Genomic DNA, 16,569 nt, shown 5'->3' with positions numbered 1-16,569 from the left:
GTTCGCGGCACGGGCTTTGATCTAAGCACGGGCTGCGGCCTCCAAGAGGGAAGAGGGAGAGACATGAAAAGCTATGTATTGACGGTATCCTGCAAATCGACGCGCGGCATCGTTGCGGCGATTTCGAGTTATCTGGCCGACAAGGGCTGCAACATTGTCGACAGCTCACAGTTCGACGATCTCGATACCGGCAGGTTCTTCATGCGCGTCAGCTTCATTTCGGAGGAAGGACTTTCCGGTTCCGCGATCAGCGCCGATTTTGCCGCCGTCGCCGCGCCCTTCGCCATGGAATACGACTTCCACGACAGCGAAAGCCGCATGAAGGTGCTGCTGATGGTGTCGCGCTTCGGCCATTGTCTCAACGACCTGCTCTACCGCTGGAAGATCGGGGCGCTACCGATCGATATCGTCGGCGTCGTCTCCAACCATTTCGACTACCAGAAGGTTGTGGTCAACCACGACATCCCCTTCCACCACATCAAGGTGACGAAGGAGAACAAGCCGCAGGCCGAAGCCCAGCTCGTCGATCTCGTCGAGCAGACCGGCACCGAGCTGATCGTGCTTGCCCGCTACATGCAGGTTCTCTCCGACCAGCTCTGCAGGCAGATGTCGGGCAAGATCATCAACATCCACCACTCCTTCCTGCCGAGCTTCAAGGGCGCCAACCCCTACAAGCAGGCCTATCAGCGCGGCGTCAAGCTGATCGGCGCCACCGCCCATTACGTCACCGCCGATCTCGACGAAGGCCCGATCATCGAGCAGGACACGGCCCGCATCACCCATGCGCAGTCGCCCGACGACTATGTCTCGATCGGCCGCGACGTCGAAAGCCAGGTGCTGGCGCGCGCCATCCACGCCCATATCCATCATCGCACCTTCATCAACGGCAACCGCACCGTGGTCTTCCCGGCCAGCCCGGGAAGCTACGCATCCGAACGGATGGGGTGAGTCGGCCGAGGCCGCGCATCTCTTTTGCTGGCAGACAACAATCTCCCGTTGCCTGCCAGCGGCAAGTATTTGATTATCTCGCTTAAGGGGTAATCGAATCATGCTGCGAGAGGGGTGTCATGACGGACGAGGCGCTTGTTGATCGCATGACGCTGCCGCGTCCCGACGTCACCGTTGCCGACGCGGAAGAAATCCTTCTTGGCCATTACAGCCTGTCCGGCACGCTTACTGAACTCGGCAGCCAGCAGGATCGGAACTACCGCGTGGACAGCGATCGCGGTCGATACGTCCTGAAGTTCTGCCATGCCGCCTACGAGACCCGCGAGCTGGAAGCGCAGAATGCGGCGCTCCATCACCTCAAGAGCCGGCAGGATGCGCCACGCGTTCCGAAGGTGATCGCCACGAATGACGGGCGGGAGATCGTCGCCCTTACCGTGCGCGGGCGGGGCTACCAGGTCCGGCTTCTGGAATTTCTGGAAGGCCAGGGGCTGACGGAGATGAGATATCTGGCGCCGGCGTCCGTCGCGGCGATTGGCGCGCTCTGTGCGAGGCTGGCGCAGGCGCTTGCCGATTTCGACCATCCCGGCCTCGACCGCAGCCTGCAGTGGGATTTGCGACGTGCCGGACCTGTCGCCGTCCAGCTGCTGTCCGCCATCACCGACAGCGCTGCCCGTGACCGGATCGCCAAAACCATGGTGATGGCCGTTCGCCGCATTCAGCCCCTGGCGCCGTCGCTTCGGCTCCAGGCGGTCCATCACGACGTCACCGGCGACAATGTCGTCGGCCATCGCGACGCCCATGGCCACACGATCCCTGATGGCGTAATCGATTTCGGCGACATCATCCGCGGCTGGCTGGTCGGCGACCTTGCCGTCACCTGCGCTTCGCTGCTGCATCAGGCGAATGGCGATCCGTTTCATATCCTGCCCGCCGTCACTGCCTATCAGGCGATCTACCCGCTGATCGACGAGGAACTGAAGGCGCTCTGGCCGCTGATCGTCGCCCGCGCGGTCATCCTCGTCGCCAGCAGCGAACAGCAGATGTCGATCGATCCCGATAACGACTATGTCCGCAGCAATCTCGACCGCGAGCGGGCAATCTTCGATACGGTGATGTCGGTTCCCTTCGAACTCATGGAAGCCGCCATCCTCAAGGCGGCCGGCGCGGATGTCGCCGCCCCGTCGGCATCAGCATGGCTGCCTTTGCTGCCCGATATCGATCCGGCTGCGATCGCCTATGTCGATCTTGGCGTACGAAGTGCGTATTTTTCCGCAGGCAACTGGCTGGACGCCGATATGGACTGGCGGCTGCTTGCCCGGGCTGCAACCGAAAACGGCACGGCGGCGACGCGCTATGGTGAATATCGGCTTTCCCGCGCTGCCCTTGGAAACGCGAGGGCACAGGCGACCTTCGCCCTGCATGTCGACATCTGCCTTGCCGCAGGAAGCGCGGTCGCGGCGCCCTTTGCCGGCCGTATCGGCTGGAAGGACCAGCATCTGACGCTGACGGACGACAGCATGACCCTGCATCTCGACGGCCTCGACCCTTTGGTCGAGGATGGCGCCGTGCTTGCCGCCGGGGATCCGCTCGGTTCGGTTTTCGGAGAGGCGTCGTCGCTTGGCGGGCTGCGCCTCCAGCTCTGCAGCGTCGCAAGCCTGGAGCCCCCGCTCTTCGCCACGCCGCGCGAGGCAGCGGCCTGGTCGGTTCTCTGCCCCTCGCCTTCGCCCCTTTTGAGCCTCGGAGCGGATGCGCCGCAACCGGAGACCGCCGAACTGCTCGTCCGGCGGCAAGCCCATTTCGCCAGCGCCCAGAAGAACTATTATGCCGCGCCGCCGCAGATCGAGCGCGGCTGGAGGGAGTACCTGTTCGATGTCGAGGGCCGCGCCTATCTCGACATGGTCAACAATGTCACGATTCTCGGCCACGGCCATCCCAGGATGGCGGCGGCAATCAGCGCCCAATGGCTGCGGCTCAATACGAATTCACGCTTCCACTATGCGGCGATTGCGGAATTTTCCGAACGTCTCGCGGCGCTCGCGCCTGATGGCCTCGACGCGGTCTTCCTCGTCAACAGCGGCTCGGAGGCAAACGATCTGGCGATTCGGCTGGCGCAAGCCCATAGCGGTGCCCGCAACATGCTCTGCCTGCTCGAAGCCTATCATGGCTGGTCGGCGGCGAGCGACGCCGTCTCCACGTCGATCGCCGACAATCCGCTGGCGCTGACCACACGACCGGATTGGGTGCATGCGGCCGTTTCGCCGAATACCTATCGCGGCGCGTTTCGCGGACCCGACACGGCGGCAAGGTATCTTGCCACGGTCATGCCGGTGCTCGAGACGATCGACGCCGGCGGCCAGGGCCTTGCCGGCTTCATCTGCGAATCGGTCTACGGCAATGCCGGCGGCATTCCGTTGCCGGAAGGCTACCTCAAGGAGATCTATACCGAGGTGCGCGCCCGCGGCGGGCTCTGCATCGCCGACGAGGTGCAGGTCGGGTACGGCAGGCTCGGCCATTATTTCTGGGGCTTCGAACAGCAGGGGGTGGTGCCCGACATCATCACCGTCGCCAAGGGCATGGGCAATGGCCATCCGCTCGGCGCCGTCATCACCAGACGGGAGATTGCACAGTCGCTGGAGAAGCAAGGGCCTTTCTTCTCCTCCACCGGCGGCAGCCCGGTCAGCTGCGTCGCCGGCATAACGGTGCTCGACATCATGGCCGACGAGAAGCTGCGGGACAACGCCCGAACGGTCGGCGATCATCTGAAGGCCCGGCTTGCCGCGCTGATCGACCGGCATCCGATCGCCGGCGCCGTCCATGGCATGGGTCTCTATCTCGGACTGGAATTCGTCCGCGACAGAACGACGCTGGAGCCGGCGACAGAAGAGACCGCGGCGATCTGCGACCGGCTTCTCGAGCTCGGCATCATCATGCAGCCGACCGGCGATCACCAAAATGTGCTGAAGATCAAGCCGCCGCTCTGCCTCAGTATCGAAAGCGCGGATTTCTTCGCAGACATGCTGGAAAAGGTGCTCCAGGAAGGCTGGTGATCCATGCTCTCAGGCGTTAACCAAATCGGTCATTTCGAGGCATCTCGATTTTAAACGACGAGGCCCATTGCCGGAATCAGACAGACTTCCTATTTCTGCTGCGGCGATCGAAAGAGTTTCGATTCTGTCATGCGAATTTTACGAAGAGCTGATATGTTTCTTTCTGTAAGTTCGGGCCAGGATGGAATGAATTTTTTCGGATCGTCGATATTTTGACACGTTTCGGAATATGTTTCCGACAGGCCGTCAGGTAATCTCTACTAAGTTAGTCGATATTGAAGACAGCCATCACCGGCCCGGGCTCTTCCGGGACCATCGAGCGCAACGCCAACGAAAGGAACGAGACATGATAGACATCGATATTCTCGCCACTCTCCTTGGGCGATCTGTGCTTGGCAATGACCGTCCGGGCGCCCTCTCCCGCCCGAACTGTCGAATGTGACGTTCGTCCTCCTTTCAACGGTACCAGACAAGTCAATTCGCCATGGCTGCGCATGCCCGCGCGGCAGGAGTTCTATCTATGAAGAAGCAAGTTATCGAATATGCAGGCGTTCCCGTCGGCATCGTTATCCCCGACGAGGACCGGCTGAAGTTCATCGCCGTGAAATTCCACGTCCACGACCTCGATGAGCAGCGGTTCGGTTCGCCCGACGAGGTGCGGCTGGCCATCCACGACCTGTTGACCCGCCGTCATCCGAAGCCGCTTCATGCCTGACAGCATGCGGCCGCCACCGACTTTCGCGGCTTTTCTGATGTGACCGGTCCTGCCAACAGGGCCGGTCTTGTTTTTTTAAGGCAATTGCAGTCCTATCGGCCGCATCAGCGTCACCAGGATCAGCCCTTGCCCGATCTTCTCAATCTGCTCACCGACATCGAAGGCGTTTCCGTCGGCCATGCGACCGACCTCGCGCTGGGATCCGGCGTCACGGTCATCGTCTTCGACGAGCCGGCGGTCGCATCCGGCACGGTGCTCGGCGGCGCGCCGGGCGGACGCGACACCGACCTGCTCGACCCGTCAATGACCGTCGGTGCCGTCGATGCCTTCGTGCTCTCGGGCGGCTCCGCCTTCGGACTCGATGCGGCCGGCGGCGTGCAGGCGGGATTGCGCGAAGCTGGCCGTGGCTTTGCAGTCGGGCCCGTCAAGATTCCGATCGTGCCGCAAGCGATCTTGATGGACCTGCTCAACGGCGGCGACAAGGATTGGGGTCTTCACTCTCCCTATCGTGAGATGGGTTATACGGCATTGAAGGCCGCGACGAAGGGCGTATTCGCGCTCGGCACCGCCGGCGCCGGCACAGGGGCGACAACGGCCACTTTCAAGGGCGGGCTCGGCTCGGCCACTGCCGTCAGCAGCGCCGGCCATCGCATCGCCGCGATCGTCGCCGTCAATGCGCTCGGTTCGGCAACGATCGGCGACGGGCCGCATTTCTGGGCGGCACCCTTCGAGAGAGACGGCGAATTCGGCGGGCTAGGGCTGCCTGCGACGACCGATCACCGGATGCGGCTCAAGGGGATGAGCACGCCGGCAACGACGATCGGCGCTGTCGTCACCGATGCGCAGCTGACGAAGGCGGAAGCGCATCGGCTTTCGCTCGCCGGTCATGACGGCCTTGCCCGGGCGCTACTGCCGGCCCATCTGCCGCTCGACGGCGATACCGTCTTTGCCGCTTCGACCGCCAAACATTCCAGAAACGACATGGCAAGCCTGATGGAACTTTGCCACCTCGCCACCATCGTCATGGCGCGGGCAATCGCGCGCGGCATCTATATGGCGAGCGCCCTTCCGGCCGAAGGCGCGCAAATAGCATGGCGAGACCGCTATCCCCAGCGCGGTTGATTGAATAGGGTCGCAATCTGATAAAATGGCGGAGACACGTGAATGCAGATCCTGGCGCTGATGTATTTTCGACGAGCTGGTGCGGACCGAATCATGTGCCGGGGGATATGATGATGAAGGTATCGTTTGCGTCTTCGGCGCGCTTCATCAGCCGGCTTTCCCTTGGTGCTGCCCTGTCGGCCGGTCTCATGATGACGGCAATGACACCGGCGCAAGCGGCCAAGACCGCCCTCAATCTCGGCATGAGCGTCGAACCAACAGGCCTCGACCCGACGATCGCCGCTCCGGTCGCGATCGGCCAGGTCACCTGGCAAAATGTGTTCGAGGGGCTGGTGACGGTCGATCGGACCGGCAAGGTCCAGCCGCAGCTGGCGAAAAGCTGGGAGATTTCGGCCGATGGCCTGACTTATACCTTCAAGCTGCGGACCGGCGTCAAATTCCATGACGGCGAAGCCTTCGATGCCGCCGCCGCCAAATTTGCGCTCGACCGCGCCCGCGGCGCGGATTCGGTCAATCCGCAAAAGCGCTTCTTCGCCTCGATCGCCTCGATCGAGACGCCGGATGCGGAAACGCTGGTGCTGCATCTCTCGGCACCGACCGGCAGCCTGATCTATTGGCTCGGCTGGCCGGCATCTGTCATCGTCGCCCCGAAGACGGCCGACAACGACAAAGTGACGCCGATCGGCACCGGTCCCTTCAGGTTCGCCAGCTGGACGAAGGGCGACAGGGTCGAACTCGCCAGGAACGGCGACTACTGGAACAAGGATGCGTCCGCCAAGCTCGACAAGGTGACCTTCCGCTTCATTGCCGATCCGCAAGCGCAGGCGGCCGCGCTGAAATCCGGCGATCTCGATGCCTTTCCGGAATTTGCCGCACCCGAGCTGATGAGTTCCTTCGACGGCGATGCCAGGCTCGTCACCAAGATCGGCAATACCGAACTCAAGGTCGTCGCCGGCATGAACAATGCCAAAAAGCCCTTCGACGACAGGCGCGTCCGCCAGGCGCTGATGATGGCGATCGACCGGCAGACGGTGATCGACGGCGCATGGTCCGGCCTCGGCACGCCGATCGGCAGCCACTACACGCCGAACGATCCGGGTTACAAGGACATGACCGGCGTACTGCCCTATGATGTCGACAAGGCGAAGGCGCTGCTAGCCGAGGCCGGCTACCCCAACGGTTTCACCTTCACGATCAAATCGCCGCAAATGGCCTATGCGCCGCGTAGCGCCCAGGTGATGCAGGCGATGTTTGCCGAAATCGGCGTGACGATGAACATCGAGCCGACCGAATTTCCGGCGAAATGGGTGCAGGACGTCATGAAGGATCGCAACTTCGACATGACGATCGTCGCTCATGCCGAACCGCTCGACATCGACATCTACGCACGCGATCCCTATTATTTCAACTACCGGAACCCGGCCTTCAACGCGCTGATGAAGAAGGTCCAGGAGACCGCCGATCCCGCCGCCCAAAATGCGATCTACGGCGAAGCGCAGAAGATCCTCGCCGAGGACGTGCCGGCGCTCTACCTCTTCGTCATGCCGAAACTCGGCGTCTGGGACAGGAAACTGAAGGGGCTGTGGGAAAACGAGCCGATCCCGTCCAATGTGCTGTCGGGGGTTTATTGGGAGGAGTGAGCGAGCGGGGAATACGGTGAAGGCGATGGCCTCGGTGCAGGAAGCAGGACAGCCGGATATGGTCGATTCACGCGAACCTCTCGCTCCCTCATTCCTGTGCTTGTCACAGGAATCCAGCGCGCCCAAGTCCTTGGGCGCGGAAGAACCGCCTCATCGCATGAGTGTCATTCACGGCGCCGACGCGCCGTGGCTGGATTCCTGTGACAAGCACAGGAATGAGGGAGGAGAGGGTGTGCCGCGTTCGCCTGCCGCGGTACTCGGTCCAATATGATCAACCTCCTCGCCCGCCGCTTCGCCGGCCTCATCCTCACGCTTCTCATCGTCTCGCTGCTGATCTTCGCCGTCATGGATCTTCTGCCCGGTGACCCCGCCTCGATCATGCTCGGCACCTCGGCAAGCCCGGAAACGCTGGCAGCGCTGCGCCACGAGCTCGGCCTCGACCAGCCGCTCATCCCGCGCTACGGGCGGTGGCTGGCCGGCGTCCTGTCCGGAAACCTCGGTAATTCCCTAACCTATGGCGTTCCCGTTGCGGGATTGATCGTCGAGCGGCTAGCGGTGACGCTGCCACTGGCGCTGATGGCAATCGTGCTCTCGGTGGCGATTGCCCTGCCGCTCGGCGTGCTGGCCGCTTCGCGCCGCGGCGGTGTCTTCGCCGTCATCGCAACGCTCTTTTCGCAGATCAGTATCGCCGTGCCCGCCTTCTGGATGGCGCTGCTGTTGATCATCCTGTTTTCGACGATGCTCGGGCTGATGCCAGCCGGCGGCTTCCCGGGGTGGGGCGCCGGTCTTCTGCCGGCATTGCAGGCGCTTGTCATGCCGGCCGTCGCGCTGGCGATGCCGCAGGCGGGGGTGTTGACGCGCGTCGCACGTTCGGCGGTGCTTGGAACGATGCATGAGGATTTTGCCCGCACCGCGGTGGCCAAGGGGCTATCAAGCAGTGCGGTGCTGTGGCGGCATATCGTGCCGAATGCGCTGATCCCGATTCTGACGATGATCGGGCTGCAGTTCACCTTTCTGGTCGCCGGCGCGGTGCTGGTGGAAAACGTCTTCAACCTGCCGGGTCTCGGGAGGCTCGCCCTTCAGGCACTCTCCCAGCGCGACATCATCGTGATGCAGGATGTCGTGCTGTTCTTCGCGGGCTTGGTCATCGTGGTGAATTTCATCGTCGATCTCTCCTATCTGGCAATCGACCCCAGGATGAGAAAGGCGGCCTGAAGCATGACTTCCGTCATTTCCGCCAGCACCATCAGTCGCCGGGCTTTAAAACTTAGCCGGCGAATCAACTTAATATCCGGAGCGGTGATCATTGGCCTGCTGGTCGCCGTTGCGTTGCTGTCGCTCGTCTGGACGCCGTTGCCGCCGGCGAAGATGCAGATCATCCATAAACTGCAGCCGCCGCTTGCCTTCGGCCTGCTCGGCACGGATCAGTTCGGCCGCGACGTGCTGTCGATGCTGATGGCGGGATGCTGGAACTCCCTGTCGGTCGCCATCACCGCGGTTGCGATTGGCGGGACGCTCGGCTCGATATCAGGCATCTCCGCCGCGGCGATCCGCGGTCCAGCCGAAGCGCTGCTGATGCGCATCTGCGACGTCATCTTCGCCTTGCCGCCGATCCTGTCGGCCATGGTGCTCGGCGCCTTTCTCGGGCCGGGGCGGTTCACTGCGATCACCGCGATCGCCGTCTTCATGATTCCGGTCTTTGCACGGGTGACGCTGGCGACCTCGCTGCAGGCCTGGAGCCGCGATTATGTGACGGCGGCGCGCGCCATCGGTAATACGCGCCTGACCATTTCGCTGCGCCATGTGCTGCCGAATATCATCAGCCAGATCATCGTGCATGGGACAATCCAGCTCGGACTGGCGATCCTGACCGAGGCCGGTCTCAGCTTTCTCGGGCTCGGCATGGCGCCGCCGGCGCCGACATGGGGCCGGATGCTTGCGGATGCGCAAACCTATCTGGCGCTGGCCCCCTGGCTGGCGGTCCTGCCCGGCCTTGCCATCGCGCTTACCGTCCTCGGCTTCAACATGCTCGGCGACGGCTTGCGCGACCTTCTCGATCCACGCGAGGCCAGCCGCTGATGTCCTTCCGAAATAGAACGCCGATGGCCGAAACCGACCTTACTATCCGTGAACTCAGGCGACGCTTCGCCGATAAGAGCCTCTCGCCGCTCGAATACTGGCTCTCCCTCGAAGACCATATCGCCGCCTGGGAGCCGTCAATCTCAGCACTCTACCTCTACGACCCTGAGGCGGCGCGCGTGCAGGCGAAAGCTTCGACGGAGCGCTGGGCGAAGGGACAACCGCTCGGCGCGCTCGACGGCATCCCGGCAACGCTGAAAGAACTGATCGCGACGAAGGGCCAGCCGGTGCCGCTCGGCACCAGGGCGGTGGAACTCAAGCCGGCGGAGGCCGACGCGCCGGCTGCCGCGCGGTTGCGCGAGGACGGCGCGGTGATCTTCGCCAAGACCACCTGTCCCGATTACGGCATGCTTTCTTCCGGCCTGTCGAGCTTTCATCCTCTCAGCCGCAATCCCTGGAACATCGCGCAGAATCCCGGTGGATCGAGCGCCGGCGCCGCGGCCGCGGCCGCGGCTGGTTACGGGCCGCTGCACATCGGCACGGATATAGGCGGTTCGGTACGGCTTCCTGCCGGCTGGACCGGCATCTTCGGCTTCAAGCCGAGCCACGGGCGCATTCCGGCCGATCCCTATTATGTCGGGCGCTGTCTCGGCCCGATGACGCGCACCGTCGAGGACGCCGCTTTTTCGATGGCGACGCTGTCACGGCCCGACTGGCGCGACGGCACGAGCCTGCCGCCCAACGATTTCGACTGGATGGATTTCGTTGTCGACATCTCCGGCATGAAGATCGGCCTGATGCTCGATGCCGGCTGCGGGTTTGCTGTCGATGATCAGATCAGGACCGCGGTCGAATCGGCGGCAAAACGTTTCGAGCAGGCCGGCGCGACCATCGTTTCCGTTCAACCGGTGCTGACGCGCGCGATGCTTGACGGGCTCGACACGTTCTGGCGCGCCCGCCTGTGGAGCGATATCGCAGGGCTCAACGAAGAGCGGCGCGACAGCATCCTGCCCTATATCAGGGATTGGGCGAAGGCCGGCGCCGATATCAGCGGCGTCGATGCCGTCAGAGGCTTCAATCAGACGATCGAAATGCGCAGGAGCTGCGGACGGCTGTTCACCACGGTCGACGCCCTGCTTTCGCCGACCAACCCGATCGTCTCTTATCCGGCCGAATGGGCATCGCCGACCAACGATCCAGCGAGGCCCTTCGAACATATCGCCTTCACCCTGCCGTGGAACATGTCGGATCAGCCGGCCGCCTCGATCAATTGCGGCTTCTCCCGGTCGGGCATGCCGATCGGGCTGCAGATCGTCGGGCCACGTTTCGACGACATGCGGGTGCTGAGACTGTCGAAAGCCTTCGAGGATTGGACCGGCGGCGTGAGCGTCTGGCCGCAGCCGCCGATCCCTTAGCTAAACGGGCGGCGATAGCCGGTCGGCCGTTGGTACAGCGAGCCGATGCGCTCGACGGCCGACTCGAAATTCTCGCGCGCCACCGTCATGCTGTGGCCGTTGGCGTGGAGAATGGTTTGAGGATCTTCGAAAATGGCGACATGGCCCTTCCAGAATACCAGGTCGCCGCGGCGGATTTCGGAGCGGTCGATCGGTTCGCCGAGTCCGGCCGCCTGCATGTCGGCATCACGCGGCGCCGATCTGCCGGTCATCAGCATCGCCAGCTGGATGAGGCCGGAGCAATCGATGCCAAGGCCGGAGCGGCCGCCCCAGAGATAGGGTGTCTCGAGGAAACGGGCGGCGATCGCGACATAATCGGCACCGTCGAGAGCGCCGATCGGCTGCACGTGTCTGGCGAAAATCGCCGTGCCGTCCGTCAGCACCACGTAGTGATTACCGCGCACCTCCGCCTCGCCGGCGACGTGAACGCGGCTTCCCATCGACAGGATGGCCCGGTGCGGTTTGCGCAGTTCCGGCTCCGGATAGAGGAAGGTGCGCTGTACGGTGACGATGTGGGTCGGCGCCGGCCCGGTTTGCGCGAGCGCCTCCGCCTTGAGATAGCCGACATAGCCGTCGGAGGCAGCTTTCACCCAGCACCAGCCGTCGGCGCGATCGAAAACGGTCACATCCTCGCCGAGGAGCAGTTCCGTATCGATGCCGCGGGCAAGTTCCGGCTCAGGGCGCAGGGCGGCGACGGGAAGGGCAACACGCGCTGCGGCGCCTTCCACGAAGCGCGACGCCTCCACCTTGCCCTCGAGCCCCGCTTCCGCGAGATCCGGCCGATAGGCATGCAGGCGGCGGTCGAGCATCGTCATTTGTGTTCCTTTCAGATCGCCCTTTTAGATCGGTAGGCGGCGGCCCTGATCCCGCACGAGATCGCCGAGCTTTTCCAGGTAGAGCGCACCGCCGACGGTACGTTTGATGATCACATTGCGGCGGTCGGCATCGTCGCGCACGCGATCAACTAGGCCCATCTCACCCATCGTATCCAAGGCGCGGGTAATGACCGGCTTGGTGACGTTGAGCGTGGCGGCAAGCCCGCGCACCGTGTGGGGCGGCGGCACGAGATAAATATGCAGCAGGATCGCCATCTGGCGCAATGTCAAATCGCGGTCGTCATGGCGAACCTGATCGAGCGCCACGCCATGCCAGAGCCCCAGCGCCTGCGAGGCGGTCAGTTCGATCGGCACGGCCCCTCCGGAAAATCGTTACGCTAGCGTTTCATTTTCCGGCAGTTGCAATGGACATGCAAGAGGGTGGCGAGAACTGCCGCCCCGCAGGGTGAATAAAATTTTAACGATCGGCCGCGAGGCGCAGCGCGAGACAGCGGTCATGCGATGCGCCTGAGCACTAGCCAGGCGGCGTCAGCGCTGGCTGGTGCGGATATGATGAAAGAGCGCGCGGATCGCCTGTGCTTCGCCGCCGCCCGGCGAATGTGGCCGTTCGGACGGTGCCCAGCCATAAATGTCGAAATGCGCCCAGCTCTTGGTTTTGCTGACGAAGCGTTTGAGGAAAAGCGCGGCGGTGATCGACCCAGCCATGCCGCCGGCCGGGGCATTGGTCAGGTCGGCGAATTTGGCGCGGACATCCCTTTCATAGCCGGCATAGAGCGGCAGGCGCCAGATCGGATCGTCTGTCTCCAGGCTTGCTTCGGTCAGGTCATGGGCCAGATTGGCATCATCGGTGAAGAAGGGCGGCAGGTCCGGACCGAGGGCAACGCGGGCAGCCCCTGTCAGCGTCGCCATGTCGATCAAAAGTTCGGGCTCTTCCTCGTCGGCATAGGCAAGCGCATCGGCCAGGATCAACCGGCCTTCGGCGTCGGTATTGTCGATCTGGACGGTCAGACCCTTTCGGCTGCGGTAAATGTCGCCGGGGCGGAAGGCATTGGAGGAGATGGCGTTTTCGACGACCGGGACGATGACGCGCAGATCGACCTTCAGCTTGGCGTCCATGATCATCAGGGCGAGCCCCATGACATTCGCCGCGCCGCCCATGTCCTTCTTCATCAGCAGCATCGAGGCGGCAGGCTTGATATCGAGACCGCCGGTATCGAAGCAGACGCCCTTGCCGACGAGCGTCACCTTGCGATGACCCTTCTTGCCCCAGCGCAGTTCGAGAAGGCGCGGCGCGTCGGCGCTGGCGCGGCCGACGGTATGGACGAGCGGGAAATTCTGCTCGAGCAGTTCGTCGCCCGTGATGACCGATAGTTCCGCCTTGTAATGTGCGGCCAGGGCGCGGAAGGCGGCCTCGAGCTGGTCCGGCCCCATATCGTTGGTCGGCGTATTGATGAGGTCGCGAGCAAGAAAGACGCCGGCGAGCTGGCGCTTGATATCGGCGCCGTCGGCATCGCGGGGGATCATCAAGGTCGCTGCCGACGACTTTTCCGATTTGTAGCGATCGAAACGGTAGCTGCCGAGCCCGAAGCCGAGGGCGAGGCGATTTGCCGTCAGCGGCGCGGTCTCGATGTGCCAGTCGCCGGCAGGCAGCGCACGGGCCAGCCTGCCTGTGATGTAGGGCTGTTCCGACGGGTTGGTGCCGAGGCCGAAAAGCGCACCGCCGAGCTGGCCGTCGGCCGTCGGGATCAGCAAAAGCGAACCGCTTTCGGCCTTGTAGCCCGCCTTGCGCGCCCAATCGAGCGCAATCGGATCGATCGTGCCGGTCTCGATATGGGCAGGCGTGACGGCAAAGATCGGCAGCGTCGAGCCGCCCTTCGTGTTGAAAGGAGTCGGTCTTTCGATGAACTGATAGGGGGCCATGATTGTCCTTCGGCGGTCGCCAGGAATCGTTCCTTAACGGTCTGTTAGGGTTAACAGACTATTGCTGGAGCGAAGATTGCGTCAAACCTTTCCCTGTTCCGCTTCGAGGTCAGGCGCCGATTTCGGAATCAGGAACGCAACATGCCTGCCTCGCGCATCACCATATCCACCAACCGTATCCTGCAGGGTGCTGCAGCATCGCTGATCATCCTTGCGCTTGCCGGCTGCTCGACGACGGCCAAGGACCGGATGACGACAGGCTCGGTGCCGAAACTGACCAAGCCGGTCGAAGAGATGGATGCGACCGAGCTGCGCTCGGCGACGGACCGGATCGGCCAGGCCTATGAAAAGAACCCGCGCGATCCCGTCAACGGCGTCAACTACGCCAACCTGCTGCGCATGAGCGGCCGCGACGCGCAGGCGCTCGCCGTCATGCAGCAGGTGGCGATCGCCAATCCGGGCGACCGCAATGTGCTAGCCGCCTACGGCAAGGCGCAGGCGGCGGCCGGGCAGTTCCAGCAGGCGCTCGACACGATCGGCCGCGCCCAGACACCGGATCGCCCCGACTGGAGGCTGATCTCGGCCGAAGGCGCAATCCTCGACCAGATGGGCCGGGCGAGCGAGGCCCGACAACGCTACCGCGACGCGCTCGACATCCAGCCGAACGAGCCTTCGATCCTTTCCAATCTCGGCATGTCCTATGTGCTGACCGGCGATCTGCGCACGGCCGAAACCTATCTGCGCTCCGCCGCCGGCCAGCCGACCGCCGACAGCCGCGTCCGACAGAACCTTGCCCTCGTCGTCGGCCTGCAAGGACGTTTTGCGGAAGCGGAACAGATCGCGCGGCGGGAGCTTTCGCCGCAGCAGGCCGATGCCAATGTCGCCTATCTCAGGGGCATGCTCTCGCAGCAGAACTCCTGGCAGAAGCTCGCTGCCAAGGACAAGACGCCGGGCGCAGCGGATGGCAGCAACACCAACTGACCTCATCATTTGGCGGATAACCAAGCCTTCTCCGCCTGATCTACCTGATGCTGAGGCCCGAAAGAATGAGCCGCAGACCAAGGCCGCCCATCACCGCACTGGCGGCCCGGTCGATCCAGCCCTTGGCATGGAGATAGAGCCGCCGCGGGTGGCGAGCCGAAAAGGCGAGCGCCACGATTGAATACCACCCCGCCTCCACCGCGAAAACGCCGACCGGCAGCGCCAAGAGGAGATCGAGCGGTACCGTCCGCGGCAGAAGCGCCGCAAAAAGACTGGCGTAGACGATGATGGTCTTCGGGTTGCTGATCTGCGTCAGCAATGCGGTGATGAAGCTGCGCATGGGCGCGCGATGGCCATTGACGGCATCGGAAAGTTCGATCGGCTTTGCGGCGCCTCTCCAGATATTGACGGCGATGTAGAGGAGATAAGCCCCGCCCGCCACCTTGAGCAGCACATAGAGCCACTCGAATTGCGACAACAACGCCGTCAGACCGGCGAGCGCCAGCCCGGCGAAAACGACGCCGCCGGCGCCCATGCCGAATGCGGCCGCAAGTCCATCCAGCCGCGAACGCGAGATGGCGATCCTGGAGACGACGACGAAGCTCGGGCCGGGGCTCATCGCGCCGACGGCCAAGGCTGCCATGATGCTGATGAAAATGCCTGCGGAAGACATCGGAACCTCTCTTTCGAGTGGGACGAGCGCCGAGAAAACCGCATCTGAGCCGGCCGATCGTCGTCCGTCCCGTTTAGCAGTTATGCCGGCGCCGGTCACGAGCGCTATCTCAAATCGCCTTCTGCTAAAAAAGCGGCATAGGGTTCCGGTACGACCGTCAGAACTTGTCTGCCACTTGGATGCCGGCCGGACCGAGGATGACGGCGATCAGCACCGGCAGGAAGAACAGGATCATCGGTACCGTCAATTTCGGCGGCAGGGCGGCTGCCTTCTTTTCCGCTTCGTTCATGCGCTCGTCACGTCCTTCTTGGGCAAGAACGCGTAGCGCCTGCGCAACCGGCGTGCCGTATCGGTCCGCCTGGATCAGCGCCTGGGCCACCGAGCGGACCAGCTCGATCTGGGTGCGCGTCGCGAGATTTTCGAGCGCGACGCGGCGATCCGGCAGGAAGGAGAGCTCGGCCGTGGTCAGCACCATTTCCTCGGCGAGCGGCGGCGATTGCTCGCCGAGTTCTTCGGAGACGCGACGCATCGCGGCCTCGATCGAGATGCCGGATTCGACGCAGATCAGCATCAGGTCGAGCGCATCCGGCCAGGCACGCTTAATTGAGTACTGACGCTTGCCCATGCGGTTGGAGATATAGATGTTCGGCGCATAGAAACCGACATAGCCGACGCCTATGACCGCGAGGAGGCGGATCGGCATACCCCTTTCGGCGAGATTGCCGAGGCCAAAGACCCAGAAAGCGGCGAGCGCCAGGAAAAGGAAAGGCAGCAGGAAACGCGCGACGAGGAAGGTATTCAGCGCATTTTCCGAGCGAAACCCAGCGGCGCGCAGCTTGTTGACGGTGTTTTCGTCGACGAGTGCCTTACGCAGGTTAAAACGCTCGACGATCTGGCGGACAGAGCGGTTGTTCTGGCTCCTGAGCGAAGCCTTGCCGGCGCCGGATTCGGCGTTCATGCGGGCGCGTTCGCGAGCGCGGATCTGCTCGCGCTCGGTCGAAACCGCCTTCATCCGCTTGTCGAGATCGCCACGTTCGAAGAAGGGGATGGCAATCGTATAAAAGGTGGCGAAGACGGCGATCGCGACGAGGAGCGCAATCAGCATGCCCGGATTGGTCAGGGTTGCGGCGAGCTCCTGCGACATGGTGCCTCCT

14 protein-coding genes are annotated in these 16,569 nt (G+C 63.3%); 9 read left to right on the top strand and 5 right to left on the bottom strand.

The window, feature by feature from the left end; genetic code table 11:
* Positions 1-63: 63 nt before the first annotated feature.
* The 8 genes from purU (at position 64) to GGD53_RS20555 (ending at position 10,966) form a co-directional block, all read left to right on the top strand.
* Complete coding sequence (gene purU / locus GGD53_RS20590) at positions 64-948, top strand: formyltetrahydrofolate deformylase (protein ID WP_184458719.1); 885 nt, start codon at positions 64-66, stop codon at positions 946-948.
* Between the two features lie 119 nt (positions 949-1,067).
* Positions 1,068-3,995, top strand: coding sequence for an aminotransferase (locus GGD53_RS20585; RefSeq protein ID WP_184458718.1), 2,928 nt, complete (start codon positions 1,068-1,070; stop codon positions 3,993-3,995).
* 520 nt (positions 3,996-4,515) lie between these two features.
* Positions 4,516-4,710: a hypothetical protein gene (locus GGD53_RS20580; RefSeq protein WP_184458717.1), complete on the top strand. Its 195-nt coding sequence runs from the start codon at positions 4,516-4,518 to the stop codon at positions 4,708-4,710.
* A gap of 126 nt (positions 4,711-4,836) precedes the next feature.
* A complete protein-coding gene (locus GGD53_RS20575; RefSeq protein WP_184458716.1) occupies positions 4,837-5,832 on the top strand; it encodes a P1 family peptidase in 996 nt (331 codons plus the stop codon).
* 110 nt (positions 5,833-5,942) lie between these two features.
* The gene (locus GGD53_RS20570) at positions 5,943-7,472 is read left to right on the top strand and encodes an ABC transporter substrate-binding protein (protein WP_184458715.1); all 1,530 of its coding nucleotides are present in this window, start codon (positions 5,943-5,945) and stop codon (positions 7,470-7,472) included.
* A gap of 267 nt (positions 7,473-7,739) precedes the next feature.
* Complete coding sequence (locus GGD53_RS20565) at positions 7,740-8,687, top strand: ABC transporter permease (protein WP_184458714.1); 948 nt, start codon at positions 7,740-7,742, stop codon at positions 8,685-8,687.
* Between the two features lie 3 nt (positions 8,688-8,690).
* A complete protein-coding gene (locus GGD53_RS20560) occupies positions 8,691-9,551 on the top strand; it encodes an ABC transporter permease (protein WP_184458713.1) in 861 nt (286 codons plus the stop codon).
* A gap of 23 nt (positions 9,552-9,574) precedes the next feature.
* Positions 9,575-10,966: an amidase gene (locus GGD53_RS20555; protein WP_184458754.1), complete on the top strand. Its 1,392-nt coding sequence runs from the start codon at positions 9,575-9,577 to the stop codon at positions 10,964-10,966.
* Here GGD53_RS20555 and GGD53_RS20550 read toward each other — a convergent pair.
* The 3 genes from GGD53_RS20550 to GGD53_RS20540 all read right to left on the bottom strand — a co-directional run bounded on the left by GGD53_RS20550 (position 10,963) and on the right by GGD53_RS20540 (position 13,761).
* Positions 10,963-11,820, bottom strand: coding sequence for an NlpC/P60 family protein (locus GGD53_RS20550; protein ID WP_184458712.1), 858 nt, complete (start codon positions 11,818-11,820; stop codon positions 10,963-10,965). The genes GGD53_RS20555 and GGD53_RS20550 overlap by 4 nt on opposite strands.
* A gap of 24 nt (positions 11,821-11,844) precedes the next feature.
* Positions 11,845-12,195: a MarR family transcriptional regulator gene (locus tag GGD53_RS20545; protein ID WP_011423607.1), complete on the bottom strand. Its 351-nt coding sequence runs from the start codon at positions 12,193-12,195 to the stop codon at positions 11,845-11,847.
* Positions 12,196-12,369: 174 nt separating this feature from the next.
* On the bottom strand, positions 12,370-13,761 hold the full coding sequence (locus tag GGD53_RS20540) for a leucyl aminopeptidase family protein (protein WP_184458711.1): 1,392 nt from the start codon (positions 13,759-13,761) through the stop codon (positions 12,370-12,372).
* A gap of 141 nt (positions 13,762-13,902) precedes the next feature.
* On the opposite strand from GGD53_RS20540, the gene GGD53_RS20535 reads away from it, so the two are divergent.
* Complete coding sequence (locus GGD53_RS20535) at positions 13,903-14,742, top strand: tetratricopeptide repeat protein (protein WP_184458710.1); 840 nt, start codon at positions 13,903-13,905, stop codon at positions 14,740-14,742.
* 40 nt (positions 14,743-14,782) lie between these two features.
* On the opposite strand, the gene GGD53_RS20530 is transcribed toward GGD53_RS20535, so the two are convergent.
* Together GGD53_RS20530 and GGD53_RS20525 are read right to left on the bottom strand one after the other, a co-directional pair.
* Positions 14,783-15,415 carry a LysE family translocator gene (locus GGD53_RS20530; protein WP_184458709.1) on the bottom strand — a complete coding sequence of 211 codons (633 nt, stop codon included), beginning with the start codon at positions 15,413-15,415 and terminating at the stop codon, positions 14,783-14,785.
* A gap of 157 nt (positions 15,416-15,572) precedes the next feature.
* A complete protein-coding gene (locus GGD53_RS20525) occupies positions 15,573-16,559 on the bottom strand; it encodes a type II secretion system F family protein (protein WP_184458708.1) in 987 nt (328 codons plus the stop codon).
* Between the last annotated feature and the right edge of the window lie 10 nt (positions 16,560-16,569).

Source organism: Rhizobium aethiopicum (assembly GCF_014197535.1).
GTDB lineage: Bacteria > Pseudomonadota > Alphaproteobacteria > Rhizobiales > Rhizobiaceae > Rhizobium > Rhizobium aethiopicum_A.
The sequence above is the reverse complement of the archived record's forward strand: the minus strand, read 5'-3'. Positions and strand labels throughout refer to the sequence as shown.